Below are 22,589 nucleotides of genomic sequence, written 5' to 3' on the forward strand. Positions count from 1 at the left end.
GTTCAAGGGGGAAGGCCCGAATTAGGCCTCCGCTTCCTCTTCTGTGGCTTCGTCTTCGTCCGCTTCCAGATCGGCAGGATCAACCCAACCCAGCATAACGCGAGCGGTCATCACCATGTTCTGCGCTTCCTCAAGCGACACATCAAAGGGCTCAAGCACGCCGTCATCTTTCGTGCGCTCGCCGTCGACTGTTGTCCAGCCACCGGCCAGTTCCCAGTCGGCACAGGTTGCAAAATCTTCCAGCGTCTTCACGCCGTCATTGCCAAGCGCCTCAAGCATCTGTGGTGTCAGACCTTCAAAATCGATCAGTGACTGCTCAACACCTGTGGCAATCGCAGCTTCCATCGCTTTCTTGTTCTGCGCATCGAGATAGTCGCGGGCGCGCGCCTGCAATTCGCTGGCGGTGTCTTCGTCCACACCTTCGATCACGAGCAGTTCTTCAACTTCGACGTAAGCCACTTCTTCGAGGTTGGTGAAGCCTTCGGACACCAGAAGCTGGGCAAAGAATTCGTCCAGATCGAGCGTTTCCATGAACAGCTTGGTACGCAGTTCAAACTCGGCCTGACGGCGCTTGCTCTCTTCTTCCTCGGTCATGATGTCGATGTCGAGGTTCGTCAGTTGCGATGCCAGACGCACGTTCTGGCCGCGACGACCGATGGCAAGCGACAGCTGCTCTTCGGGGACAACAACTTCGATCTTGCCGGCTTCTTCGTCCAGAACAACCTTGCTAACTTCGGCGGGCTGCAATGCGTTCACAAGGAACGTCGGCATGTCTTCATTCCAAGGAATGATGTCGATCTTTTCGCCCTGCAGTTCGTTCACGACGGCCTGCACGCGGGAGCCGCGCATACCAACGCAGGCACCAACGGGATCAATGGAGTTGTCATAGGAAATAACCGCAATCTTGGCGCGCGAACCCGGGTCACGGGCAACCGCTTTAATCTCGATGATGCCTTCATAAATCTCAGGCACTTCCATCTTGAACAACTCTGCCATGAACTCAGGCGCTGTGCGGCTCAGGAAAATCTGCGGGCCACGCTGTTCGCGGCGCACTTCCTTGATGAAGCAACGGATACGCTCGTTCGGGCGATAGGCCTCGCGACCAATCTTTTCGTTGCGGCGCAGGATTGCTTCACCAGCACCCACATCAACGATGACATTGCCGTACTCTTCACGCTTGACCAGCGCGTTGATGATCGTACCAGCGCGATCCTTGAATTCTTCGTATTGCTTGTCACGCTCGGCTTCGCGGACCTTTTGCAGGATCACCTGCTTGGCGGATTGCGCGGCGATGCGACCCAGCTCAACCGGTGGCACCTCTTCGATTAGCTGCTGGCCGACCTCTGGGTTTTCCATGTACTGCTTGGCCTGCTCGACGGTGAATTCAGCCTGATAGTTCTCAAGCTCTTCATCCTCGACCACGGTGCGGACGCGGGTGAATGTGGCTTTGCCTGTCTTGCGGTCGATGGCCACGCGAATGTCCATTTCAGCGCCGTAACGCGACTTGGCCGCCCGTGCGAGGGACTCTTCCATCGCTTCGATGACCAGCATCGGGTCGATCATCTTTTCGCGGGCCACAGCCTCTGCGGTTTGCAAAAGCTCAAGCTGGTTTGCAGACGTAATTGCCATTATTCACTGTCCTCCTGACCATCAATGATGGTTTCGATTTGATCAAACTGGGTCTCGTCAATTTGACCCTTGTCCTTACGCCCGCGCAGCACGTCGCGGATCAACTCATCTGTCAGCACCAGTTTGGCGTCTGACAGCCATGCAAATTTCAGACCGATAGTGCCCTCGGCAATCTCGATCAGCACTTCGTCGCCTTCGGTGCCAGCAAGCTGACCCTTAAAGCGGCGGCGCCCGTCGATCAGTTCATCGGTTTCGATCTTGGCCTCGAACCCTTCCCACTGGTCAAAGTCTTTCAGTCTTGTCAGCGGACGGTCGATGCCAGGGCTGGAAACCTCGAGCGTATAGGCATCAAGAATCGGGTCCTCGACGTCCATCACCGCACTGATCGCCGTGCTGATCTGACCACATTCATCAACTTCAATCGTGCCATCGGGCTTTTGTGCCATGACCTGAAGGATGCTTTCCTTGCCGGTCATCAGCCGCACGCGCACCACCTCAAACCCCATGTCTTCTACGACAGGAGTGATGATTTCTGCGATGCGACGGTCGATGGCCGCTTTTGCGATGAGGTCGTTCATAGGTCCAACTTTTAGATCACGTTTGGTTCGGGCATAAAAAAACGGGCACACGGCCCGCTGCAATTTTCGGTGGTGCAGGGGGTGGAAGCCTGCGCCTGTGTTGATGGGGATATAGGAGGAATGCAGCCGCAGTGCAAGCCCCCGTTGTGTTAGCGCGCCGTGCTTGCCAAAGAGCGCGGAAGATCGCGCGCTGAAAGCGCATCGGCCATGTAATCGTAAACCAGTCTGATGCGCTTGGCGTTTTGCAATTCACGATGCGCTGTCAGCCAGTAGGGCACGCGCACCGGTTCCAGCTTTGGCAGGATGTGGACCATTTCGGGAAACATCGCCGCGATATCCGCTGTCATCACACACATGCCCATGCCCTGACGCGCAAGCTGCCAGCCCAGACCACCATGCGCGGAATTGATCCGGATGTTGTCAGCGGTCACGGGCAGGCCCCACTGCCCAAGAAAGGCTAGTAGCTCGTCATCATTTCCAAAACCGATGATGTCGATATCGGCACAGTCGGCAACCGTGAGAACAGGACCAAACCTGTCAAGATAAGTGCGGCTTGCATATAGCTGCCCATCCACCTCACGCACCTTGCGGGCGATCAGATCAAGCTGGGACGGCGCGACATGGCGGATTGCGATATCAGCCTCACGGCGTTGCAGGTCGGACAGGTCATTTGAGACAACGATGTCGAGCCTGATCTGCGGCGCACGTTTACGCAGGTCTTCTGCGATCTGCGGCATGACGTGCAGCGCCATGATGTCCGTCACCGACACAGTGACAGTGCCCGACACCGCCTCGGCCCGTCCGGTGGCAATCAGCGACGCGCGTGTTGCCGCCTCGCCCATCGTGCGCATGTGGTCCAGCAGTTCTGCCCCCGCCGGTGTCAGCATAAGCTTGCGGCCAATCCGTTCGAACAGAGTAATATCCAATGCCGCCTCGAGTGCGGCCACCTGACGTCCAACGGTTGGCTGGGTCAGCCCCAACCCCTTGGCGGCAGCGGAGAAAGATCCGGTTTCAGCCGTGACCAGAAAGGCACGGGCTTGGTTCCAGTCAAATGAAAGCGATGTCCAATTCATGCAAATATGCATAACATAACCGCATATTTAGGCAATTCCACCACTGCATCCATGCGCATATGATGGCAGTATTCAATAGGAGCCATCCCATGCCTGATGCAGAGTTCTGGAACCGCGCCGCGCCGAAATACGCCAAGTCGAAGATTGGTGATCAAGCCGCTTATCAAGAAACGCTTGAGCGGATGCGCAATCTGTTGAAACCAACCGACACCGTGCTTGAGATCGGGTGCGGCACCGGATCAACCGCGCTGCAACTGGCGGATCGTGTGGCGCAATATCATGCGACGGATGTGTCGTCGGGTATGATCAACATTGCCCGTGGCAAGCTGGACGGTGATCACGGCAATATCCGGTTTGATGTGGCCGCTGCCGCCGAGATTTCTGGTGGACCTTATGATGCGATCCTTGCGCTGAACCTGCTGCATCTGGTCGATGATATTGACGCTGTGATGCAGGCGATCCATGCCGCACTTGCGCCGGGCGGGCTATTCATCGCTAAGACCGCGCTTTTGAAAGACGGCAATTGGTTCATCCCCAAAATCATCCCGATCATGCAGTTCTTCGGGAAAGCACCGACTGTCACGTCCTTGTCGGACAGCGAATTCAAAGAAGCCTTCACGCGCAATGGGTTCGATCTGGTCGAAACTCTCACCCAGAAAGGCCCCGCGCCCCGTATCTTTACGGTGGCCCGCAAAGTCTGAAACGCAAAACGCCCCGCTGTTTCCAGCAGGGCGTTCGCGGTTCGACTTGGTACGGTGGTTACGCTTGTGACCAACGCTCGGCCATACGGCCATTGTCCATCTGCCAAAGGTTACCGACGATATCCGGCGTCGCGATGGTATTGGCGACGGCCTGCACATAGTTGGCAAACATCGGAATGAGCACGCCACCCTCGTCACGCAGAATTTGCTGCATCTCGGTGTATTGCTCGCGACGCTTGTCGCTATCCAGTTCGGCGCGGGCGGACAGCAGCAGTTCCTGGAAACGTGCGTTGTCCCAGTTGCTGTCATTCCACGGCACGCCAGCCTCGTAGGCGGTCGAGAACATCCAGTCCTCTGTCGCGCGGCCAGACCAGTAGGACGCACAGAACGGCTTTGTATTCCAGACGTTCGACCAGTAGCCGTCGGCAGGCTCCTGCACCACGTTGATGTTGATACCCGCCGCGCCAGCCGAAGCCTGGAACAACTGGGCCGCGTCGATCGCGCCTTCAAAGGCTGCGTTGGATGCCGACAGATCGATATCCAGCGATGTCAGGCCCGCTTGCTCAAGGTGGAACTTGGCCTTGTCGGGATCATACATCAGCTGGTCCATGCCGCTGGCGTAATACTGGTTTGCAGGACCGATTGGCGTGTCGTTACCCACTTGGCCGTGGCCCAACAGGATCTTTTCTACCATCTCTTCGCGGTTGATGCCGTACTTAAGCGCCTGACGCACATGGACCTGATCGAACGGGTTTACGTCTGTCAGCATCGGGAAGGTATAGTGCTGGTTGCCAGTCACTTCCTGAATGCGGACATTAGGGTTTGCGTTCAGCAGCGCCTCTGTCTTGAAGTCGATCCGGTTGATCGCAGTGACCTGACCGGTCATCAGCGCGTTCATGCGGGCGGTATTATCGTTGATCGCGATATATTCGATCTCGTCAAAGAAGCCCGCGCTGTCGCCTTTATAGTGATCGGTCACACGCTTGGCTGTCATGCGCACGCCAGCGTCAAAGCTCTCGACCGCATAAAGACCCGTACCGATACCTTGCTGGATCGCTTCTTCGATCATGCCGGCAGGGAACATCAGGATGTGATAATCGGACATGAGGTATGGGAAGTCAGCGTTACCGGCGGCAAGCGTAAACTCAACCTCGTGCTCGTTGATCTTCTTCATCTCTTCGATGGCCGCCACGATCGGCTGGGCCGCAGATTGCGCGCCTTCTTCGACGTGCATGTTCAGCGATGCAATGACGTCATCCGCGCCGAATGATTTGCCGTTGTGGAATGTTACGCCCTGACGCAGCTTGAACGTCCATGTTTTCGCGTCAGCGGATGCTTCCCAACTCTCGGCCAGCTCGCCTTTAATCGAACCATCGGCGGCGATCTCGGTCAGCGAATCAAACACGGCACCCTGCGCACATGCGATCATAAAGATGTCAGAGTGCGTGCGGCTGTCCCAGCTATCAGATGTGTTGGCACCCGACAGACCGGCGGTCAGCTTTCCACCGCGTGTTTGCGCGCGCAACGGCATGCCAGTCAGACCCAAAACGCCTGCGGCAACACCTGTCTTCAATAGACCGCGTCTGCTAATTCCATTCATATTATCGTCTCCCTTAGTTTTCTTATCAGAGGCTTTGCGCCCCTTTATGTCGCCCGCAAAGCGGATGATTCGTGGTTACATCTTATCAACTGCTGCATCGCCGATGTTATCAACTCCGCGTTCAGCCAGCAGATTTGTCAGCCAGTCGGGGTCCATTTCCGGCACCGATGACAGCAGCAGATCGGTGTAAGGATGGTGCGGTGGCGTGAACATATCCCGCTTGGGGCCTTGTTCGACGACGCGTCCGTCCTTCATCACCACCACCTCGTCCGCAATGGCGCGCACGGTGGCAAGGTCATGTGTGATGAACATATAGGACAGCGACAGTTCGTCCTGCAACCGGGCTAATAGACGCAGGATGCCTTCAGCAACAAGCTGGTCAAGCGCCGACGTCACTTCATCACAAATGATAAACTTTGGATCAGCGGCCAAAGCGCGCGCAATGCCGATGCGCTGTTTTTGTCCACCCGACAGCTCTGACGGCAGGCGATTGTAGTAATCAGCGGCTGGCAGTTCGATCTGCTCCATCAACTCGTCCACGCGCTTGCGCAGCGCCTTGCCGGACTTGCCGCTGTAAAACTGCACGGGCCGCGCGATGATATTGCCGACAGTCACACGCGGGTTCAGCGCGGTATCGGCCATCTGGTAGATCATCTGGACCTGACGCAACTGGTCTTTGGAGCGCTTTCGATAATCGGCTGGCACGGGCTCACCATCAAACAGGATTTGCCCTGATTTTGGAGGCAACAGGCCAGTGATACAGCGCGCCGTTGTCGACTTGCCTGACCCGCTTTCCCCGACAACAGCCACAGTGCGCCCCGCGTGCATGTCAAAGCTGACATCAAACAGAACCGGCACCGTGCCATAGGACGCATCGACGTTTTGAACGGCAACAACGGGCACGGCATTGCCAACAACTGGTGGCTTGGCAGGGCGCTCAAATTCGCGCACGGCCCAAAGCGACTTGGTGTATTCCTGCGTGGGCGCGGAGAGCATGGTGCGGGTGTCGGCGGTCTCAACCTCGTCACCCTTCAGCAGCACTTTGATCCGGTCGGCCATTTGAGCGACCACGGCAAGGTCGTGGGTGATGTAGATCGCGGCGGTATCGAATTCGTCCACGATATTGCGGATCGCGGCCAGAACCTCAATCTGGGTGGTCACATCCAACGCGGTCGTGGGTTCGTCAAAAATAATCAGATCGGGGCGGCAAGACATCGCCATCGCGGTCATCGCGCGCTGCAACTGTCCACCGGACACCTGATGCGGATACCGAAAGCCGATCTCGTCAGGGTTGGGCAGACGCAGCTTGGCATAAAGGTCCATGCCGTCGCGTTCGCTTTCCGCCTTGCTCATCACATTATGGCGCGTCGGCCCTTCGATGTGTTGCTCAAGAATTTTATGCGCGGGATTGAAGCTGGCCGCAGCGGATTGCGCCACATAGGCAATCCGCTTGCCCAGTAGGCTGCGCTTTGTCGCGGCGGATGCTGTCAGCAGGTCAATGCCGTCAAATTCAACCGTACCTTTGGAGATACGCACGCCGTCGCGAGTATAGCCCATCGCGGCAAGGCCAAGCGTCGACTTCCCTGCACCGGATTCACCGATCAGGCCCAAAACCTCACCCTTTTTCAGATCAAGATCGACGCCGTTGATGATCGGGTTCCATGTCTCGTCAGAGCGCCCCTCAAGCCAGAGATCGCGGATTTTGACCAGTTGATCACTCATTCCTTTAGCCCCGATGATTTGTGCAGCATCCAGTCGACCACGAAGTTCACCGCGACCGTCAGCAGCGCAATCGCACCTGCGGCCAGCAGCGGCGTGACGGAGGCTTGCGGCGCAAACTGCGCGTAGTTGATGAAGCCCGCCAGATCGCGGACCATCGTACCCCAGTCAGCAAGCGGCGGCTGGATACCCACGCCAAGGAATGACAGCGACGCGATGGTCAGAAACACAAAGCAGAACCGCAGACCAAATTCGGCAAGCAACGGTGCCGTGGCATTGGGCAGGATTTCGCGGAACATCAGATAGCCCATACCTTCACCGCGTAATTTCGCGGCCTCAATATAGTCCATGACAACGATGTTTTGCCCCACCGCCCGGGCAAGGCGGTAAACGCGCGTGCTGTCGATGACAGCAATGATCAGGATCATAAAGATGGTGAGCGGGATACCAAGCGCGGTTGACCACACACTGGCAATCGTCATCAGAAGCAGCGCAAAGATCAGGGACGGAATGGCCATGAGCACATCCACCGCACGCGACAGCACTTGATCAAGCCAGCCGCCAATCGTTGCCGCCAGAAAGCCAAGCGAACCACCCAGCAGAAACGCCAGCAGCGTCGTGATAAAGGCGATACCAACCGTGTTTTGTGCGCCATAGATGAGGCGAGACAGGATATCGCGACCGATCTGGTCGGTGCCCAGCGGGAAATCAGGGTTTCCGCCCAGCGCGGGATCACCGCCAGCGACGATATTGGCCGCAACCCCCTGCAAAATCTGGTCTTGGCCATAAGGGGCAAGCCAACCCGCAAAGATCGCCACGAAGATATAGATGATGATTATTAGTACACCGAAAGACGCGGTCAGGGGCATGGACCGGAACAACTTCTTGCTCCAGTCGGTGCCGACATAGCGGCCTAAAAGGCGGAAGAGCCACGCCGCAATGGTGAAGATAATGAAGCCATTGATTGCGACGCGCAGGAAGAAATAGCTGTTTGCGACCAAGGGGTCATCGCTCATGCTGGCAATATAGCCGCGCACCAAGAACAACAGGATTGCCGCAGCCAGCACATAACCAAAAGCCACGCCGTAGGGCATGTCGCGCCAGTAGGGCTTGTTGCCGGTTATCGTTTGGCCGGCAAAACGTAGCAGCCAACCCAAAACGGCAATCGCCACAAGCCACGCGGCAAGGTTCGCAAGTGTGCTTTCAAAGATCATTTTGGATGCCTCAGACGTGGGTTGCTGAGGATCGAAAGCACGTCAGCGGTCAGGTTCAGCAGGATATAGGCTGCGGCAAAAATCAGACAGCAGGCCTGCACCACGGGGATGTCGCGTATTTTCACGCTATCCACAAAAAGCTGTCCGATGCCGGGATAGACAAACACCACCTCAACCACGACGACGCCGGTGACCAGATACGCAAGGTTCAATGCAATGACGTTAATGATTGGCGCCAGCGCGTTGGGCAGCGCGTGCTTGACGATCACGCGCATCGGCGACATGCCCTTCAGCCGCGCCATTTCGATGTAGGGTGATGCCAGCAGGTTGATGATCGCGGCACGCGTCATCCGCATCATATGCGCGGTTACGACCAAGGTCAGCGTCAGCGCAGGCAGCAATGTCTTGCTCAGCCGTTCGCCGAACGGCATCCCGTCATAGATGTTCGACAGGGACGGCAGGATTGGGTTAATCACGGCCAACACCAGGATCAGGATGTAAGCCATAAAGAATTCGGGGCTAGAGATGCTGGAAAGCGTCATCACGTTGGCCGCGCGATCAAATACCGTATTGCGATAAAGCGCCGCCAGAATGCCCAGCGTCACCGCGACAGGCACAGCGATCATCGCAGTTACACCCGCCAGAAACAGCGTATTGCTTAGCCGCGGCAAAATCTGGTCCAGCACGGTAACATCACCCGCACCACCCATTTGCTGGGCGAACATCAGTTGCGCAAAGCTGGTGCCAAGGTCACCCGTGACCATACCACCAAGCCAGCTGAAATAGCGTGTGAAAAAGCCCTGATCGAGACCAAGATCCTCGCGGATGGACGCCACGCTTTCCGGTGTCGCCCCCTGCCCCAGAATGGATTCCGCAAAATCGCCCGGCAGCAGGTTCACCGCCGTAAAGATCACAATTGATACAATCAGAAGCGTCAGCAGGCCCAGCAGAAGGCGCTGCAAAATAATCGTCGTGACATTACCCAATGTCTGATGTCCCCGTTATTCGAGGCCCAGAGTAAGGGGTTCGTGTCGTCTGTAAAGCCTAAAGGCCCAAAAGTTCACGCTTATCCGCCATCACATCCATCGTGCGCACAAGCTCTGCGCTGATCCCGGGCTCTGACAGGGCGTGACCTGCGCGGCCAATCATCATCAACCGCGACTTGGGCCAGCCCTGCGCTAGACGGTGGGCGGATTCCGGCGGGCAGATCATGTCATAGCGCCCCTGCACGATCACGCCGGGAATATCGGCCAGCCGGTCAAGACGGTTCAGAATTTGCTGGTCTTCGGTCAGGAAACCCGCGTTTTGAAAGTAGTGGTTTTCCAGCCGCGCGAAGGCACGTGCGTATTCGCCAGCGCTTTCGCCAGTAACACCATCGCTTCCCATCGCGGCAAGGGCATTTTCCCATCCAGCCCACGCGCGGGCATAGCGGATTTCGGTCGGCAGATCGCCGGAAAACAGGCGGCGGTGATAGGCGGCGATCAGATCGCCATGTTCATCTTTCGGGATCAACCCTGCGAATTTTTCCCACAAATCAGGCCAGAACCGTGCAGCACCACCGCCATAGAACCAATCCAGTTCGGGCTGGGTCATCAGGAACACGCCACGCAAGGCCAGTGCAGCCGCGCGGTCGTTGTGGGCCTGTGCATAGATCAGGGCCAGCGTCGCACCCCAACTGCCGCCAAAGACGATCCAGCGATCAATCCCCAGCGTTTCGCGGATAAGTTCGATATCGGCAACCAGATGCCATGTGGTGTTCGCCTCAACGCTGGCATGGGGTCGCGAACGCCCGCAGCCGCGTTGGTCAAACAGGATCACACGATAGATCTCGGGGTCGAAATAGCGACGCATCGCAGGGCTGCATCCGCCGCCCGGTCCGCCATGCAGCACCACGACGGGAATCCCGTCACGCCGCCCGCATTGTTCGACGTAAATCTTATGGCCATCACCGACGTCCAACATCCGTTGATCAAACGGATCAATCGGGGGATATAAATGTGCGCCTGCGCGTTTTTGACCTAAGACCTTGTCCATATACGGTCTATATAGCGTGATAGTGCGGGAAACCATGACCCCACGGCCAGAATTCGGACCGCACGCCAAATACGAAAGACCAATGCCCCGATGACCGATAGCGCCACCAATACCGTTGACCCCTCAGAAATCGCCAAGTTCGAGGCGATGGCAGCCGAATGGTGGGATCTGGAGGGCAAGTTCAAGCCGCTCCATATGCTTAATCCGACGCGTCTTGATTACATCACCCGACAGATCGCTGCCGAATATGGTCGCGATCTTGACCAGCCGCTGCCGTTCGAGGGGCTGCGCATTCTGGATATCGGATGCGGTGGCGGGTTGCTTTGCGAACCGATGGCGCGGCTCGGGGCTGATGTGGTGGGTGCGGATGCTGCAGGCGGCAATATCCCAGTTGCGCGTGTGCATGCCGATCAATCGGGTCTGAAAATTGATTATCGCCACACCACTGCAGAGGCGATGGCCGAGGCTGGCGAACAATTTGATGTCGTGCTGAACATGGAAGTGGTCGAACACGTCGCCGACCCGCTTGGCTATCTGACCGCATGCGGGCAGTTGCTGAAATCTGACGGGCTGCACATCTGCTCGACCATCAATCGCAATCCCAAAAGCTTTGCAGCCGCCATTATCGGCGCGGAATACATCATGCGGTGGCTGCCCAAAGGGACGCACGACTGGTCAAAATTCATCACACCGGATGAATTGTTTGACCTGCTCCGCAATGCGGGCCTGAACCCTGTTGACCGTAAGGGATTCAAATTCAATCCGATCACATGGGGTTGGAGCATTTCGGACGATGACCTGTCGGTCAATTACGTCACCGCCAGCCTGAAGCCCTAATCGGGATCGCCCAGCTTCAAACGCATTTCGCGCAGCACAGGCAATGTGGCCCGGGCTTTTTCAATGCCCACCGTATCGACAATGTCGTCAACCAGCGGCGCAATCCCCGAGATTGCCGCATCGCGCACGGCACGGCCAGCGGGACTGATCGACACTTTCTTGCGACGCGCATCATCCCAATCGGGGCGGATGTGGACCCAGCCAGCCCATTCCAGCTTACTTAACGTATTGGTCATTGCTCCGCGGGTCAGGTGAAACGTGCGGGCCAGTTCACCGGGGGATTTCTCGGTGTTGCTATAGGCAAGATGGTTCAGCACCGAAAAATGCGACAACTCCATCCCTTTGGGTAATAGCTTGGTCAGACGCGCACGGGCCAACTGCTCAACCGCCAGAATCTCGCTGAACAGCGTAACAGCAAGACTGTGTGACGGGTCGGACATTCAGGGGCCTGTATAATCGCGATCATGGGTCAGCGCGGGAACACGCTGCCGTGCTTTTGCCACTTCCGCTAGGTCAAGATCAACCATTGTGATCCCCCGCTCGGTTCCAGCATCTGCCAAGACATCGCCCCACGGGGCGACAACCATGCTATGACCATGTGTCTTGCGCGCCTTTCCATGGGTCGCATCATGCTGACCAGTCTGCGCAGCAGCGATAATGTAACACCCTGTTTCAATCGCGCGGGCCCGCAAAAGTGGCTCCCAATGGGCGGCACCTGTGACCGGCGAAAACGCGGATGGCACAGTGATGATCTGCGCCCCAGCCTGCGCCAGATCACGGTAGAGATAGGCAAAACGCACGTCATAGCAGATCGACAGACCCATCATTCCGAACGGCGTTTGCGCAAGACTGGCACGCTTGCCCGGACGGTATCCCGCAGATTCGCGATAGGTTTCAGTTTCCGACACATCAACGTCGAACATGTGGATTTTGTCGTATCGCGCCGCAATATCGCCTGTCGGTCCGATCAGAAACTGGCGGTTGGCAAAACGGCCATCGGGATCATCGGTTTTCAGCGCGAGCGATCCTATCGACACCCAGACGCCCAGCGCCTTGGCTTCTGCACGAATATCCGCAAGCGTAACATCTGCGCCTTCCGCTTGCAAAACAGCCTGCTGGTGGGTGCGGCTGGCGGAAACGCAATTAGTGACCTCTGGTGTAAAGACCATGTCTGCACCCTGCGCGGCCGCGTCGCGCATCATCGAAAGCGTCACCGGCAGGTTCGCTGCCGGATCATCCGACGATGTCATCTGCAAAATTGCAGCTTTCATGACGCCAGCATGGCATCCAGCTTACCGCGTCCGTGCAGCGCGTTCAGATCGTCATAGCCGCCCACATGTTCGCCGCCGATGAAAATCTGCGGCACGGTAGATCGTCCGTTCGCGCGCTGGATCATCTCGGCGCGGCGATCAGGCTGGGCCAGAATGTTCACGGTGGTATAACCCACGTTCTTGCTATCCAGCAGGCGGATGGCGGCATGGCAAAAGCCGCAGGTGGGTTTCATATAGATTTCGACGGGTTTCATGCGGTTTCCTTTGCATTCCGGTGTTGCAGGGAAACTTAGGTATCTTTCACCACTCTTGCCAGTGTGGCCACGCAGACGCTGTGTGCGCCAGCGGTCATCAGTGCCTCTGTCGCGGCAGCAAGCGTGGCACCGGACGTCATGACATCATCCACCAGCAAAATGCGCCGACCCTTAATAAGTGGGACGCGATATGGTTTCGGGCGGATGCTATCGGCCAGCGCCGCAAAACGCGCATCGCGGCTGTGCCCCTCCAGCGGCTTGGTGCGCTTGGGTCGTTCCAGCGCGTCAACGCAAACGGTGTAGCCGCCGCGCCTGCCAATATCCTGCGCCAGCACAGCCGCCTGGTTATAGCGCCGCTTCAGCAGTCGTGACCAATGCAGCGGCACCGGCACGACCATTACATCATCATGTAACAAAGGTGCTGCACTGCGCAGCATCCACCCTGCCGCCGGATAAGTCAGGTCAAGCCTGTCACCATGTTTCAGCCCCAACACCAGCTTGCGCCCGACCCCGTCATAGACCAGCGCCGCACGCCCCCGATCCCACGGGCGGGCAATCACCATGCAGTCGTCGCACTGCACAGGATCTCCGCCTTCCTCGCCCGGCAGCGGGGCACCACAGGTGTCGCACACAAGACCGCAAATGAACTGCGTATCGCGCCAGCATATGGCACATAAACCGTTCTCTTCCTCGGTCTGATTGTCGCAGGCCACGCATTGCGCGGGGTAAATTGCGCGAATGACGCTTTGCAACTTCATCTGACCCTCCTACATGACAGGCCATGGATACACCGCCCAAACTGACCGACCGCAACGCCCTGACCCGCAACCGTGCGCGCGCACAGCCCGATGCCTTGTTTTTGCATCAGACTGTCGCCGACGAGATCAAGGAAAGACTGAGCGAGGTTAATAAAACCTTTACGGCCCCAGCGATTGTGACGGGGTTTCCAGAATTTTGGCAGGCGCAGTTCCCCGATGCTGTGGTTGTTGAGGACAGCGAAACGCTGGACCTGATACCGGGCGCACATGATCTGGTGATCCACGCGATGGCACTGCACTGGGCGAATGATCCTGTGGGCCAGCTTGTGCAGTGTCGCCACGCGCTGAAACCCGATGGGCTCTTTATTGCGGCCTGTTTTGGCGGGCAGACGTTACATGAACTTCGCGCCGCATTGGGACAGGCAGAGGTGCAGGTCACGGGTGGCTTATCCCCTCGCATCGCGCCGATGGGTGAAATTCGCGATCTGGGCGCGCTGTTGCAACGTGCGGGCTTTGCGCTGCCCGTGGCGGATGGTACACCGCTGACGGCCAGTTATCAGAACATGTTCCACCTGATGCATGACCTGCGCGCCATGGGCGAAGTGAACGCGCTGGACCAGCGCAAACGCACCCCTACGCAGCGCAATGTCATCACCGAGGCGGCGGGCATTTACGCCACACACTATGGCGATGATGACGGGCGCATCCCCGCCACGTTCGAGATTATCACACTGACCGGATGGGCCCCTGATGAAAGCCAGCCCAAGCCGCTGCGTCCCGGTTCAGCGACCAATCGTCTGTCTGACGCCTTGGGTGTTCCTGAAATCAAGCTAGATCAATCCAAAGACTAGCGCAGGACGTATCCCATTTAACTGCCAGCCAATTCACGCTACTGACGGGAAAACCTTATGTTTGACGCCAAATCGGAAGATCTGATGGACACCGCACCCAAAGTGGCCATGTGCCCGCACCACGCCCCCGCCGATCACCCCAAGGTGAAACCGGCCCGTGTGGGGATACTGTTGGCGAACCTTGGAACGCCTGACGCCACAGACTATTGGTCGATGCGCCGCTATCTGAACGAATTCCTGTCGGATAAGCGGGTCGTGGATTACTCCGCATGGCTTTGGCAGCCGTTGTTGCAGTTGGTGATCCTGACCAAGCGCCCGTTTTCATCCGGTGCGGCGTACAAGTCGATCTGGAACGAAGAAGACAACGAAAGCCCCCTGCTGACCATCACGAAAAAGCAGACGGCGGCGATCAAGGAAACCATGAAGGCGCGTTATGGCGATGACGTCATGGTTGATTTCTGCATGCGCTATGGCAATCCGTCGACCAAATCCAAAGTCCGCGAAATGACCGAAGCCGGCTGCACCAAAATCCTCTTCTTCCCGCTTTATCCGCACTACGCAGGGGCCACGTCCGCCACTGCGAACGACCAGTTCTTCCGCGCCCTGATGGAAGAAAAGTGGCAGCCGATTGCCCGCGTCGTTGAACCATATTTCGAAGAACCCGCCTATATCGATGCGCTCGCCCAGTCGATTGAGACGGCCTATGCCAATGCAGAGACGAAACCCGAAAAGCTAATCTGCTCCTACCACGGCGTGCCGGAACGCTATCTGCGCGAAGGTGATCCCTACCACTGCCAGTGCCAGAAAACGACGCGCTTGCTGAAAGAGCGGTTGGGCTGGGATGATACCCAGATCGTCACGACCTTCCAGTCGCGCTTTGGTCCCGAAGAGTGGCTCAAGCCTTACACGGTGAAAGAAGTGGCACGTCTGGCCGAGGAAGAAGGCGTCAAGAACATCGCCGTCTGTGCGCCCGCGTTTTCTGCCGACTGCATCGAGACACTGGAAGAGATCAACGAAGAGATTGCCGAGAGCTTTGAAGAAGCTGGCGGTGAGCACTTCATGTATATTCCGTGCCTGAACGACGATCCTGCGCATATCTCCGCGCTATCCAGCGTGATCGACAAAAACCTGTTGGGCTGGGTGAACCAGTAAATCTAGCTATCCAAAATGCAAAAGGGCAGGTTCGACACCTGCCCTTTTGCAATTCCGAAGCTGATACGCTCTTAAATCAACATCACCTGTGTGCCGGTTCCGGCCAGCTGATACAGCTCTGCAATGTGTTCGTTATAGAGACCAATACACCCATTGGACGACCGCCGCCCGATCTTGCGCGTGTCGTGCGTGCCGTGAATCCGGTAATACTGCCACGACAGATACAGCGCGTGTGAACCAAGCGGGTTGTCAGGACCGGGGCCGATCCGCTCTGGCCATTCGGGGTTACGCTCGCGCATGGCGGGCGTCGGTGCCCAGCTTGGCCCTTCGACCTTGCGGATTACTTCGGTACGACCACGGCGTGTCAGATCCTCTGACAGTGGGACGGACGTAGGATAAAGCTTGTAGGTCTGCTCGTCTGCTGACCAGAAGTGCAGCGCGCGGCTTTCGATGTCACACAAGATCGCGCCACCGGCCAGCGTGCTGAAATACGGACGCCAGTCCAATGCGCGGAAGCTTGCGGTGTTGCGGGTCACGCCTGCGCTGATATCGCTTTCGATCTCTGTCGAATTGGCGGTCTGCGCAACAGCGCCAGTGCCAATCGCGGCAGCACCGGTCGCCAGAAATCCACGGCGTGAAAATGTCTTGAAACGGTCGTTGGTCATGTGCCTGTCCCTTCCGTAAACGGAATAAATCGATATGGCGGATATTTAGTGCCTGTCTTGCAACGCGGCAATTCAAACATCCGTCATCTGCGCAGAGTTTGGCCGAACGATGTTTGAAGTGTGATCCTATTGCCGCTAAGACAAGCGAAATCATGGCGGATAAGCAAATGTTGCGACGTATCTTTCTACTTGGGTTGGCCGGTTCGGCTTTGACGGCGTGCGGCGCACCTGCTGCACGGATCGGGCCGGACGGCCTGCCATTGCCACAGGTCTATCCCATCGGGCCCGGTGATGTGGACGCGATCCAGTTCCGGATGGAGGAAAGTATCAACGCACTGCGGCAGGCCGCTGGCGTTGCGCCTGTGGCACTTGATGCCGAACTGATTGCATCCGCCGCTACCCATTCGCGTGATATGTCGGTGCAAAACCGCCCTTGGCTGTTTGGCTCTGACGGATCATCACCATTGGACCGCGCGCGCCGCGCCGGATTTACAGGGCGTGTGCTGGGCGAGACGATCTCAGAATCTTACGAGACCGAATTGCAGACCCTTGCCGCTTGGATGCAGGACCCCGACACCCGCGCCATCATTCTAGATAGTGCTGCGCGGCGAATGGGCTTTGCATGGTATCAGGAACCGGCTGGTAAAATCTGGTGGACGCTGACAATGGGCGGCGCACCTGGCACGGCTCCTATCACCGGCCCGCAGGAAATCAGGCCGCTTGGTCTGCCTGTTGCCGGATCAACCTTCCAAGGCTAATCGCCGTCTACGGGTAGATCACAACGGGGGTGCCATCGCGCACCATCGCGTAAAGGTCTTCCATCTCGTCGTTGGTGAGGGCGATGCAGCCCCATGTCCAATCATCCTCGCCCGCATATTCGCTGGGCGTGCCGTGGATAAAGATATCTCCACCGGGGCGCTGACCGTTCGCGCGGGCATAGGCAACGTCAGCGGCGTTGGGATAGGAGATACCCAGCGACAGGTGATACCGGCTATTCGGGTTACGGCGGTTGATAAAATACACGCCTTCCGGCGTCTTACCGTCACCTTCGAATTGCTTGTGACCGACAGGCGCAAAGCCAAGCTCAAAGTTATAACGTTTCAGCAGGCGATTCCCGCTCAGCACCTGCATCACACCAAGCGATTTGAACACCTCGATCCGCGTGACCGGCGGGCCGCTATAGCTTTTGAACTTATTCGCTGTGCAACCAGCCAGAATGGCTGCTGTGCTCATCAATAGGACGCGTCGCGTGATCATGGGTGTCTTGCCTAATCAGGGGTGGGTCATAAGCCTTTGATCTGTGCCTAACCGAAGTCCCGCGATCGTCAAAGTATGCAGTTGGCGATCATGGTCACGACCGTGTGAAGGATGCCACAACTTCGACGTGCGGCGACCAGCGGAACTGATCCACGACCTTCACCCAATTCAGCGTAAAGCCAGCCGCAATCAACGTTTTTGCGTCCCTCGCGAAAGTAACCGGATTGCACGACACCATTGCGATAACTGCAATATCAGACGCGGCAAGCGTTTCAATCTGCGCCTCTGCGCCCGCGCGTGGCGGATCAATCACCACAGCGTCAAACTTTGCAAATTCATCAGGTTGCAGCGGACGGCGGAACAAATCTCGGGTTTCGATCGTGATCCGCTTGAGGCCCTTCGTCTCGCGCCACGCACGATCAAGTGCGGCAGTCATGTCCTCCTCGCCCTCAACGGCGTGGACCTCTGACGCTTGGGCCAATGGCAAGGCGAAAGTGCCAACACCGCAGAACAGATCGACGATCCGATCCGCGTCTTTCGTGATTTCTTGCACAGCCGCCAAAAGGGCCGCTTCACCGTCTTGCGTAGCCTGCAAAAACGCGCCAGCGGGCGGGGTCACCTTTGCCGGACCCATCTGCTGCACAGGGGGCAGCATAGTCACGATCACTTCGTCCTGCCAAACAAGCCGGGCCAGCTTGTGGGTTTGTGCAAATGCCGCCAGTTCGATCCGCAACTCGCCGGTCAGGTCCTTGTCCGTGTCGATCAGAACATCAGGACCGTTTGCAGTATCCGTCACCGTCAGGCCAATCTCGCCCTTGCGCGAACAGGCCAGCGGGATCAGCGCCTCTAGCGCGGGAAACGCGGCTTTGATCATCGGCGTAACAAGCAAGCAATCAGGCACGGCGACAACAGTATCCGACCCCTTTGCGTGGAACCCCAGCAGGACGCCTTTTTTCGTGCGGCGGCCCGAGAATTTGGCACGGCGGCGCGACAGGGCTGGCGACGTGTGCATCGGGCGGAAGTCCGGTTCGATCCGCTGTGCGGCCAAGGCGCGGCGCACGATCTCTTGCTTCCAGTCAGCGACGAATGCGTCAGATGCATGCTGCATCGCGCAGCCGCCGCAGCTTTTGAAATGGCGGCAAGGGGCGGCAACGCGATCCGATGACGGCGTGACGATCCGCACGGTGCCGTCTTGCGCCACGGCCACTTCCTCGCCCGGCAGAACACGGGGGAGCAATGTGCGTCCGTCGTCCACCTTGCCAAGGCCAAGATGCGTCAAACCTTCGATCAGTGCCATTATTCAGCCGCTTCCGCCACGTTTATGAAACCACCCGATTGCCGGTTCCAGTAGCGGGCATAAAGCCCGTCTTGCGCCAGCAATTCGGTGTGCGTGCCTTCTTCTACAATGCGGCCCGCGTCAAGCACGACGATACGATCCATCCGCGCCAGTGTGGACAAGCGGTGGGCAATGGCGATCACTGTCTTGCCCTCCATAACAGTCTCTAACGCGGCCTGAATCGACGCCTCCACCTCGGAATCAAGGGCCGACGTCGCCTCGTCCAGCACAAGAATCGGCGCGTCTTTCAGGATTGCGCGGGCAATCGCGATGCGCTGGCGCTGGCCACCTGACAGCTTCACGCCACGTTCGCCCAGATGCGCCTCATAACCTTCGCGGTCTTTGAAATCCTGCAGATCATTGATGAAGTCATGCGCCTCTGCCTTCTTGGCGGCGGCAATCACATCGTCATTTGTGGCATCCGGCGTGCCATAGCCGATGTTGTCATAGGCAGAGCGATTGAACATCGCGGTTTCCTGCGTGACCATGCTGATCTGGCGGCGCAGGCTTTCCTGTGTGACCTGCGAAATGTCCTGACCGTCGATCAGAATTCGCCCGCTTGTCACATCATATAGCCGCAGCAAAAGCGCCACGAGTGTCGATTTCCCCGCACCTGACCCACCGACGATTCCAAGCTTTTCGCCACTTTGCAGTTCCAGCGACAAATCATGGATGCCGTTGTGACTGCCATCATAGGCAAAGGTCACATCATCAAACGCAATATCCCCGCGCGGCACGACAAGCTGTGCGGCATCAGGCGCATCGGTCAGGTTTTGATCGTTCGACAAAGTGGCAATCGCATCTTCCAAGACACCGACATTGCCGTACATGCCCATCAACGTGAAGCTGACCCAGCCGGTCATTTGCGCCAGTCGCAGGCCGATCGTGCCCGCCACCGCGATATCACCCGCAGATGCGCCGCCATTTTGCCAAACGAGCAGCGTGACGCCGACCAGCAACAGCGGCAGGATACCGGACAGCACCATCAGCGACCCGCGGAAGCTGGCCGAGACCCAGCCCCATTTGATCCCCGCTTGGCGTGCATCCTCAAGCGCGGTGATCGCTGCCTGATCCTCGTGACGGTCGTGGGCGAACAGTTTGACGGTTTTGATATTGCCGATGGTGTCGACGATCTGACCCGACACCGTGGCCGCCGCCCCTGCCCTGCGTTTTGACGCGGCACGAATACGCGGCATGAAGAACCGCAGGAACGCGACATAGCCCGCGAACCATGCGCCCAGCGCCAGCCCCGCCCGCCAGTCCAACGTGAGCACAAGGATCAGCGATCCGATGACCGACGACAGCGCAAAGACCACCGTGTGCACAAAATCCACGACCAGGTTCATCAGCGCGCTGGCCGATTGCATCTGCTTTTGCGAAATGCGGCCCGCGAAATCATCATCAAAGAAAGATACCGACTGCCCCAGCGTGTGACGGTGCAAGCGCGACAGAATGAGCGTGGACACCGCAGGGCCGATGACCACGGACTGCAACACACCGGACAACCAGAGAACGACAGGCCGGAACAGTAAGAAAAAAGCAAAAACGCCCAGCAATAGACCCGCGTTATCGACAAAATAGCTATCGGCATTGCTCGCCAATGCGGCGTCGATAATCAGGCCCAGCAGCAAAGCCGACGCGACCTCGATCATGCCCGCGATCACCGAAACGGCTGAACCCGCGCCGATGGCGGTATAGCTGCCGCGCAGGCCCCAGTGCATGAACGCGCCCATTGTTTTGGGCGGCGGCCCGTCGGCGGCTGCAAATGGCGAAATCCAGTCGGTGATCTTCATGCGTTCTGCCCCAGAAATCCGCCAGACTGACGCGCCCAGAACCGCTCATACTGGCCACCCTCGGCCAGCAGGCTTTCGTGAGTGCCGTCTTCGATGATGCGACCCTGATCCATCACAATGATCCGGTCCATCTGCGCAATAGTGGACAGGCGGTGCGCAATCGCGATCACGGTCTTGCCTTCCATCATGCCATAAAGCGTTTCCTGAATGGCCGCCTCAACCTCGGAATCTAGCGCGGATGTTGCCTCGTCCAGCAACAGGATCGGCGCGTCCTTGAGCATGACGCGGGCCAGCGTGATCCGCTGACGTTGACCACCCGACAATTTGACACCGCGTTCGCCCACGCGGGCGTCATAGCCTTGGCGGCCTTCACTGTCCTCAAGCTCGAGAATGAAGTCGTGCGCCTCGGCCATGCGAGCAGCGGACAGCATGTCATCCTCGCTTGCTCCGGGTCGACCATACAGGATGTTTTCACGCACAGACCTGTGCAACAGCGCGCTTTCCTGCCCCACCATCCCGATCGCTGCGCGCAGGGTTTCCTGACTGACGTGGCTGATGTCCTGCCCGTCGATTAAAATCCGCCCGCTTTCGGCGTCGTAAAACCGCAATAGCAGTTTGACCAACGTCGATTTACCAGCGCCGGATTGCCCGACAAGACCGACTTTTTGGCCTGCAGGAATATCCAGCGAAATCGTGTCTAATCCGCCTGAACTGCGGCCATAGTGATGCGACAGAGCGTCGATCTTCACCGCACCTTGCGGTACGCTTAACGGCGCGGCATCCGCATCATCCAAAAGCGTAATGGGCTGCGCGATGGTCTGCATCCCTTCGGCCACAACGCCAAGCTGACGGTAGAAGTTCGACACGGCCCACATGATCCAGCCTGACATGCCGTTCATCCGCAGTGTGAGCGCGGTGGCAGCAGCAACCACCCCAATCTCAGCCGTGCCGCCGGACCAGAGCCAGATCGCCCACCCCACGACACCGACAATAAGAAAGCCGTTCAGCAGGGTCAGGCCAACATCCATGATGGTATAAAGGCGCATTTCGTTCTGGAACGTCACGCGCGCCTCTTCGATGGCCTCTTTCGCGTAGTCTATTTCCTGATCATGATGCGCAAACATCTTGACCGCATGCACGTTGGTGTAGCTGTCCACCACGCGCCCTGTGACAGCACTACGGGCATTTGATGCCGCCTCTGATGCGGGGCCGATCCGGCGCACGACCCAACGCAGCAGGAACAGATACGGGATGAACCACGCCATCATCGGCAGGATCAACCGCAGGTCCGCGTCACCGAGCAGGATGATCGCGCCGATGATGTAGGCGATGGCAAAGGTGATCGCGTCAAACAGCTGAAACACCACCTCACCAGCGGCGGGGGGCGTTTGCATGATCCGGTTGGCGATGCGGCCTGCAAAATCGTTTTCGAACCAGCCAACAGATTGCCGCATGACCTGCCGGTGTGCACGCCACCGGACCAGCGTGCCAAAGTTCGGCAGGATCGCCTGATTAAGCAGCGCCACCTGCGTCACCTGCAAAAGTGGGCGCAGCGTCAGCAGAAAGACCGCAACAAGCACCAGCTCCAGCCCGTATTGCGACCACACGTCAGCAGGGGTGCCTTGTGACAGGATGTTCACCAGACGGCCAAGATAGCCCAGCAGCCAAATCTCGATCGCGGCAACAATGACAGACAGCGCACCGGTGACCCAGAACACGCCTTTGAACGGACGCGCATACTCCAGCAGAAACGGCAAAAGCCGCTGCGGCGGGCGGTCGGTCTCCTGATACGGCGTATAGGGATCGACAAGACCTTCGAATAGTCGAAACATGGGTCTGCCTTCGGGTGTTGAGTATTTGATATAGG

Annotated in this window: 22 protein-coding genes; 5 read left to right on the top strand and 17 right to left on the bottom strand. The window is 57.9% G+C overall.

Annotation, left to right across the window (positions count from 1 at the left end; genetic code table 11):
- Nucleotides 1-21 precede the first annotated feature (21 nt).
- The 3 genes from nusA to V8J84_RS01450 all read right to left on the bottom strand — a co-directional run bounded on the left by nusA (nt 22) and on the right by V8J84_RS01450 (nt 3,280).
- The gene (gene nusA, locus V8J84_RS01440) at nt 22-1,629 is read right to left on the bottom strand and encodes a transcription termination factor NusA (protein ID WP_339927814.1); all 1,608 of its coding nucleotides are present in this window, start codon (nt 1,627-1,629) and stop codon (nt 22-24) included.
- Nucleotides 1,629-2,207 (bottom strand): ribosome maturation factor RimP, encoded by a 579-nt coding sequence (rimP, locus tag V8J84_RS01445; protein WP_339927815.1) that lies wholly within the window; start codon nt 2,205-2,207, stop codon nt 1,629-1,631. Before rimP ends, nusA begins: the two co-directional genes overlap by 1 nt.
- Nucleotides 2,208-2,356: 149 nt before the next feature.
- Nucleotides 2,357-3,280 carry a LysR family transcriptional regulator gene (locus tag V8J84_RS01450; protein WP_339927816.1) on the bottom strand — a complete coding sequence of 308 codons (924 nt, stop codon included), beginning with the start codon at nt 3,278-3,280 and terminating at the stop codon, nt 2,357-2,359.
- A gap of 89 nt (nt 3,281-3,369) precedes the next feature.
- Between V8J84_RS01450 and V8J84_RS01455 the strand changes: the two genes are divergently transcribed.
- On the top strand, nt 3,370-3,981 hold the full coding sequence (locus V8J84_RS01455) for a class I SAM-dependent methyltransferase (RefSeq protein WP_339927817.1): 612 nt from the start codon (nt 3,370-3,372) through the stop codon (nt 3,979-3,981).
- 58 nt (nt 3,982-4,039) lie between these two features.
- Here V8J84_RS01455 and V8J84_RS01460 read toward each other — a convergent pair whose 3' ends face one another.
- The 5 genes from V8J84_RS01460 to pip form a co-directional block, all read right to left on the bottom strand.
- A complete protein-coding gene (locus tag V8J84_RS01460) occupies nt 4,040-5,581 on the bottom strand; it encodes an ABC transporter substrate-binding protein (protein WP_339927818.1) in 1,542 nt (513 codons plus the stop codon).
- Between the two features lie 75 nt (nt 5,582-5,656).
- Entirely contained in the window at nt 5,657-7,303 is a 1,647-nt protein-coding gene (locus tag V8J84_RS01465; protein ID WP_339927819.1) for an ABC transporter ATP-binding protein, read from the bottom strand.
- Complete coding sequence (locus V8J84_RS01470; protein WP_339927820.1) at nt 7,300-8,514, bottom strand: ABC transporter permease; 1,215 nt, start codon at nt 8,512-8,514, stop codon at nt 7,300-7,302. Before V8J84_RS01470 ends, V8J84_RS01465 begins: the two co-directional genes overlap by 4 nt.
- On the bottom strand, nt 8,511-9,500 hold the full coding sequence (locus V8J84_RS01475; protein WP_339927821.1) for an ABC transporter permease: 990 nt from the start codon (nt 9,498-9,500) through the stop codon (nt 8,511-8,513). The genes V8J84_RS01470 and V8J84_RS01475 overlap by 4 nt, the downstream gene beginning before the upstream one ends.
- A gap of 58 nt (nt 9,501-9,558) precedes the next feature.
- Nucleotides 9,559-10,548, bottom strand: coding sequence for a prolyl aminopeptidase (gene pip, locus V8J84_RS01480; RefSeq protein WP_339927822.1), 990 nt, complete (start codon nt 10,546-10,548; stop codon nt 9,559-9,561).
- Between the two features lie 90 nt (nt 10,549-10,638).
- Here pip and ubiG point away from each other — a divergent pair, with 90 nt between their 5' ends.
- Complete coding sequence (ubiG, locus tag V8J84_RS01485; protein ID WP_339927823.1) at nt 10,639-11,385, top strand: bifunctional 2-polyprenyl-6-hydroxyphenol methylase/3-demethylubiquinol 3-O-methyltransferase UbiG; 747 nt, start codon at nt 10,639-10,641, stop codon at nt 11,383-11,385.
- Here the strand turns inward: ubiG and V8J84_RS01490 are convergent.
- Genes V8J84_RS01490 through V8J84_RS01505 form a run of 4 tightly spaced genes read right to left on the bottom strand, consistent with a single transcriptional unit; the run spans nt 11,382 to nt 13,668 of the window.
- Nucleotides 11,382-11,825 (bottom strand): MarR family winged helix-turn-helix transcriptional regulator, encoded by a 444-nt coding sequence (locus V8J84_RS01490; RefSeq protein WP_339927824.1) that lies wholly within the window; start codon nt 11,823-11,825, stop codon nt 11,382-11,384. The two genes, ubiG and V8J84_RS01490, sit on opposite strands and share 4 nt — an antisense overlap.
- Nucleotides 11,826-12,656, bottom strand: coding sequence for a carbon-nitrogen hydrolase family protein (locus V8J84_RS01495; RefSeq protein WP_339927825.1), 831 nt, complete (start codon nt 12,654-12,656; stop codon nt 11,826-11,828). It lies immediately after the preceding gene.
- Nucleotides 12,653-12,910 carry a glutaredoxin 3 gene (grxC, locus tag V8J84_RS01500; protein ID WP_339927826.1) on the bottom strand — a complete coding sequence of 86 codons (258 nt, stop codon included), beginning with the start codon at nt 12,908-12,910 and terminating at the stop codon, nt 12,653-12,655. Before grxC ends, V8J84_RS01495 begins: the two co-directional genes overlap by 4 nt.
- Before the next feature lie 35 nt (nt 12,911-12,945).
- Entirely contained in the window at nt 12,946-13,668 is a 723-nt protein-coding gene (locus V8J84_RS01505; RefSeq protein ID WP_339927827.1) for a double zinc ribbon domain-containing protein, read from the bottom strand.
- Between the two features lie 23 nt (nt 13,669-13,691).
- Here V8J84_RS01505 and V8J84_RS01510 point away from each other — a divergent pair, with 23 nt between their 5' ends.
- Nucleotides 13,692-14,519: a methyltransferase domain-containing protein gene (locus tag V8J84_RS01510; protein WP_339927828.1), complete on the top strand. Its 828-nt coding sequence runs from the start codon at nt 13,692-13,694 to the stop codon at nt 14,517-14,519.
- A gap of 57 nt (nt 14,520-14,576) precedes the next feature.
- Nucleotides 14,577-15,671 (top strand): ferrochelatase, encoded by a 1,095-nt coding sequence (gene hemH, locus V8J84_RS01515; RefSeq protein WP_445285948.1) that lies wholly within the window; start codon nt 14,577-14,579, stop codon nt 15,669-15,671.
- A gap of 71 nt (nt 15,672-15,742) precedes the next feature.
- On the opposite strand, the gene V8J84_RS01520 is transcribed toward hemH, so the two are convergent.
- Nucleotides 15,743-16,336: a L,D-transpeptidase gene (locus V8J84_RS01520; protein ID WP_339927829.1), complete on the bottom strand. Its 594-nt coding sequence runs from the start codon at nt 16,334-16,336 to the stop codon at nt 15,743-15,745.
- A gap of 167 nt (nt 16,337-16,503) precedes the next feature.
- Here V8J84_RS01520 and V8J84_RS01525 point away from each other — a divergent pair, with 167 nt between their 5' ends.
- Nucleotides 16,504-17,094 carry a CAP domain-containing protein gene (locus tag V8J84_RS01525; RefSeq protein WP_339927830.1) on the top strand — a complete coding sequence of 197 codons (591 nt, stop codon included), beginning with the start codon at nt 16,504-16,506 and terminating at the stop codon, nt 17,092-17,094.
- A gap of 7 nt (nt 17,095-17,101) precedes the next feature.
- On the opposite strand, the gene V8J84_RS01530 is transcribed toward V8J84_RS01525, so the two are convergent.
- From V8J84_RS01530 to V8J84_RS01545, 4 genes are all read right to left on the bottom strand, one after another.
- Nucleotides 17,102-17,569: a L,D-transpeptidase family protein gene (locus V8J84_RS01530; protein WP_339927831.1), complete on the bottom strand. Its 468-nt coding sequence runs from the start codon at nt 17,567-17,569 to the stop codon at nt 17,102-17,104.
- Between the two features lie 118 nt (nt 17,570-17,687).
- The gene (locus V8J84_RS01535; protein WP_339927832.1) at nt 17,688-18,890 is read right to left on the bottom strand and encodes a class I SAM-dependent RNA methyltransferase; all 1,203 of its coding nucleotides are present in this window, start codon (nt 18,888-18,890) and stop codon (nt 17,688-17,690) included.
- On the bottom strand, nt 18,890-20,722 hold the full coding sequence (locus V8J84_RS01540) for an ABC transporter ATP-binding protein (protein WP_339927833.1): 1,833 nt from the start codon (nt 20,720-20,722) through the stop codon (nt 18,890-18,892). The genes V8J84_RS01535 and V8J84_RS01540 overlap by 1 nt, the downstream gene beginning before the upstream one ends.
- The gene (locus tag V8J84_RS01545) at nt 20,719-22,554 is read right to left on the bottom strand and encodes an ABC transporter ATP-binding protein (protein WP_339927834.1); all 1,836 of its coding nucleotides are present in this window, start codon (nt 22,552-22,554) and stop codon (nt 20,719-20,721) included. Before V8J84_RS01545 ends, V8J84_RS01540 begins: the two co-directional genes overlap by 4 nt.
- Nucleotides 22,555-22,589: the final 35 nt, after the last annotated feature.

This window comes from Yoonia sp. 208BN28-4, assembly GCF_037543925.1.
Lineage (GTDB): Bacteria > Pseudomonadota > Alphaproteobacteria > Rhodobacterales > Rhodobacteraceae > Yoonia.

Coding starts and splice junctions, on each gene's coding strand:
- nusA (WP_339927814.1), bottom strand. CDS start 1,629: ATGGCAATTACGTCTGCAAACCAGCTTGAGCTTTTGCAAACCGCAGAG.
- V8J84_RS01520 (WP_339927829.1), bottom strand. CDS start 16,336: ATGACCAACGACCGTTTCAAGACATTTTCACGCCGTGGATTTCTGGCG.
- V8J84_RS01495 (WP_339927825.1), bottom strand. CDS start 12,656: ATGAAAGCTGCAATTTTGCAGATGACATCGTCGGATGATCCGGCAGCG.
- V8J84_RS01535 (WP_339927832.1), bottom strand. CDS start 18,890: ATGGCACTGATCGAAGGTTTGACGCATCTTGGCCTTGGCAAGGTGGAC.
- V8J84_RS01545 (WP_339927834.1), bottom strand. CDS start 22,554: ATGTTTCGACTATTCGAAGGTCTTGTCGATCCCTATACGCCGTATCAG.
- V8J84_RS01470 (WP_339927820.1), bottom strand. CDS start 8,514: ATGATCTTTGAAAGCACACTTGCGAACCTTGCCGCGTGGCTTGTGGCG.
- V8J84_RS01540 (WP_339927833.1), bottom strand. CDS start 20,722: ATGAAGATCACCGACTGGATTTCGCCATTTGCAGCCGCCGACGGGCCG.
- V8J84_RS01525 (WP_339927830.1), top strand. CDS start 16,504: ATGTTGCGACGTATCTTTCTACTTGGGTTGGCCGGTTCGGCTTTGACG.
- V8J84_RS01465 (WP_339927819.1), bottom strand. CDS start 7,303: ATGAGTGATCAACTGGTCAAAATCCGCGATCTCTGGCTTGAGGGGCGC.
- ubiG (WP_339927823.1), top strand. CDS start 10,639: ATGACCGATAGCGCCACCAATACCGTTGACCCCTCAGAAATCGCCAAG.
- V8J84_RS01510 (WP_339927828.1), top strand. CDS start 13,692: ATGGATACACCGCCCAAACTGACCGACCGCAACGCCCTGACCCGCAAC.
- V8J84_RS01450 (WP_339927816.1), bottom strand. CDS start 3,280: ATGAATTGGACATCGCTTTCATTTGACTGGAACCAAGCCCGTGCCTTT.
- hemH (WP_445285948.1), top strand. CDS start 14,577: ATGTTTGACGCCAAATCGGAAGATCTGATGGACACCGCACCCAAAGTG.
- rimP (WP_339927815.1), bottom strand. CDS start 2,207: ATGAACGACCTCATCGCAAAAGCGGCCATCGACCGTCGCATCGCAGAA.
- V8J84_RS01455 (WP_339927817.1), top strand. CDS start 3,370: ATGCCTGATGCAGAGTTCTGGAACCGCGCCGCGCCGAAATACGCCAAG.
- V8J84_RS01530 (WP_339927831.1), bottom strand. CDS start 17,569: ATGAGCACAGCAGCCATTCTGGCTGGTTGCACAGCGAATAAGTTCAAA.
- V8J84_RS01460 (WP_339927818.1), bottom strand. CDS start 5,581: ATGAATGGAATTAGCAGACGCGGTCTATTGAAGACAGGTGTTGCCGCA.
- pip (WP_339927822.1), bottom strand. CDS start 10,548: ATGGACAAGGTCTTAGGTCAAAAACGCGCAGGCGCACATTTATATCCC.
- V8J84_RS01505 (WP_339927827.1), bottom strand. CDS start 13,668: ATGAAGTTGCAAAGCGTCATTCGCGCAATTTACCCCGCGCAATGCGTG.
- grxC (WP_339927826.1), bottom strand. CDS start 12,910: ATGAAACCCGTCGAAATCTATATGAAACCCACCTGCGGCTTTTGCCAT.
- V8J84_RS01490 (WP_339927824.1), bottom strand. CDS start 11,825: ATGTCCGACCCGTCACACAGTCTTGCTGTTACGCTGTTCAGCGAGATT.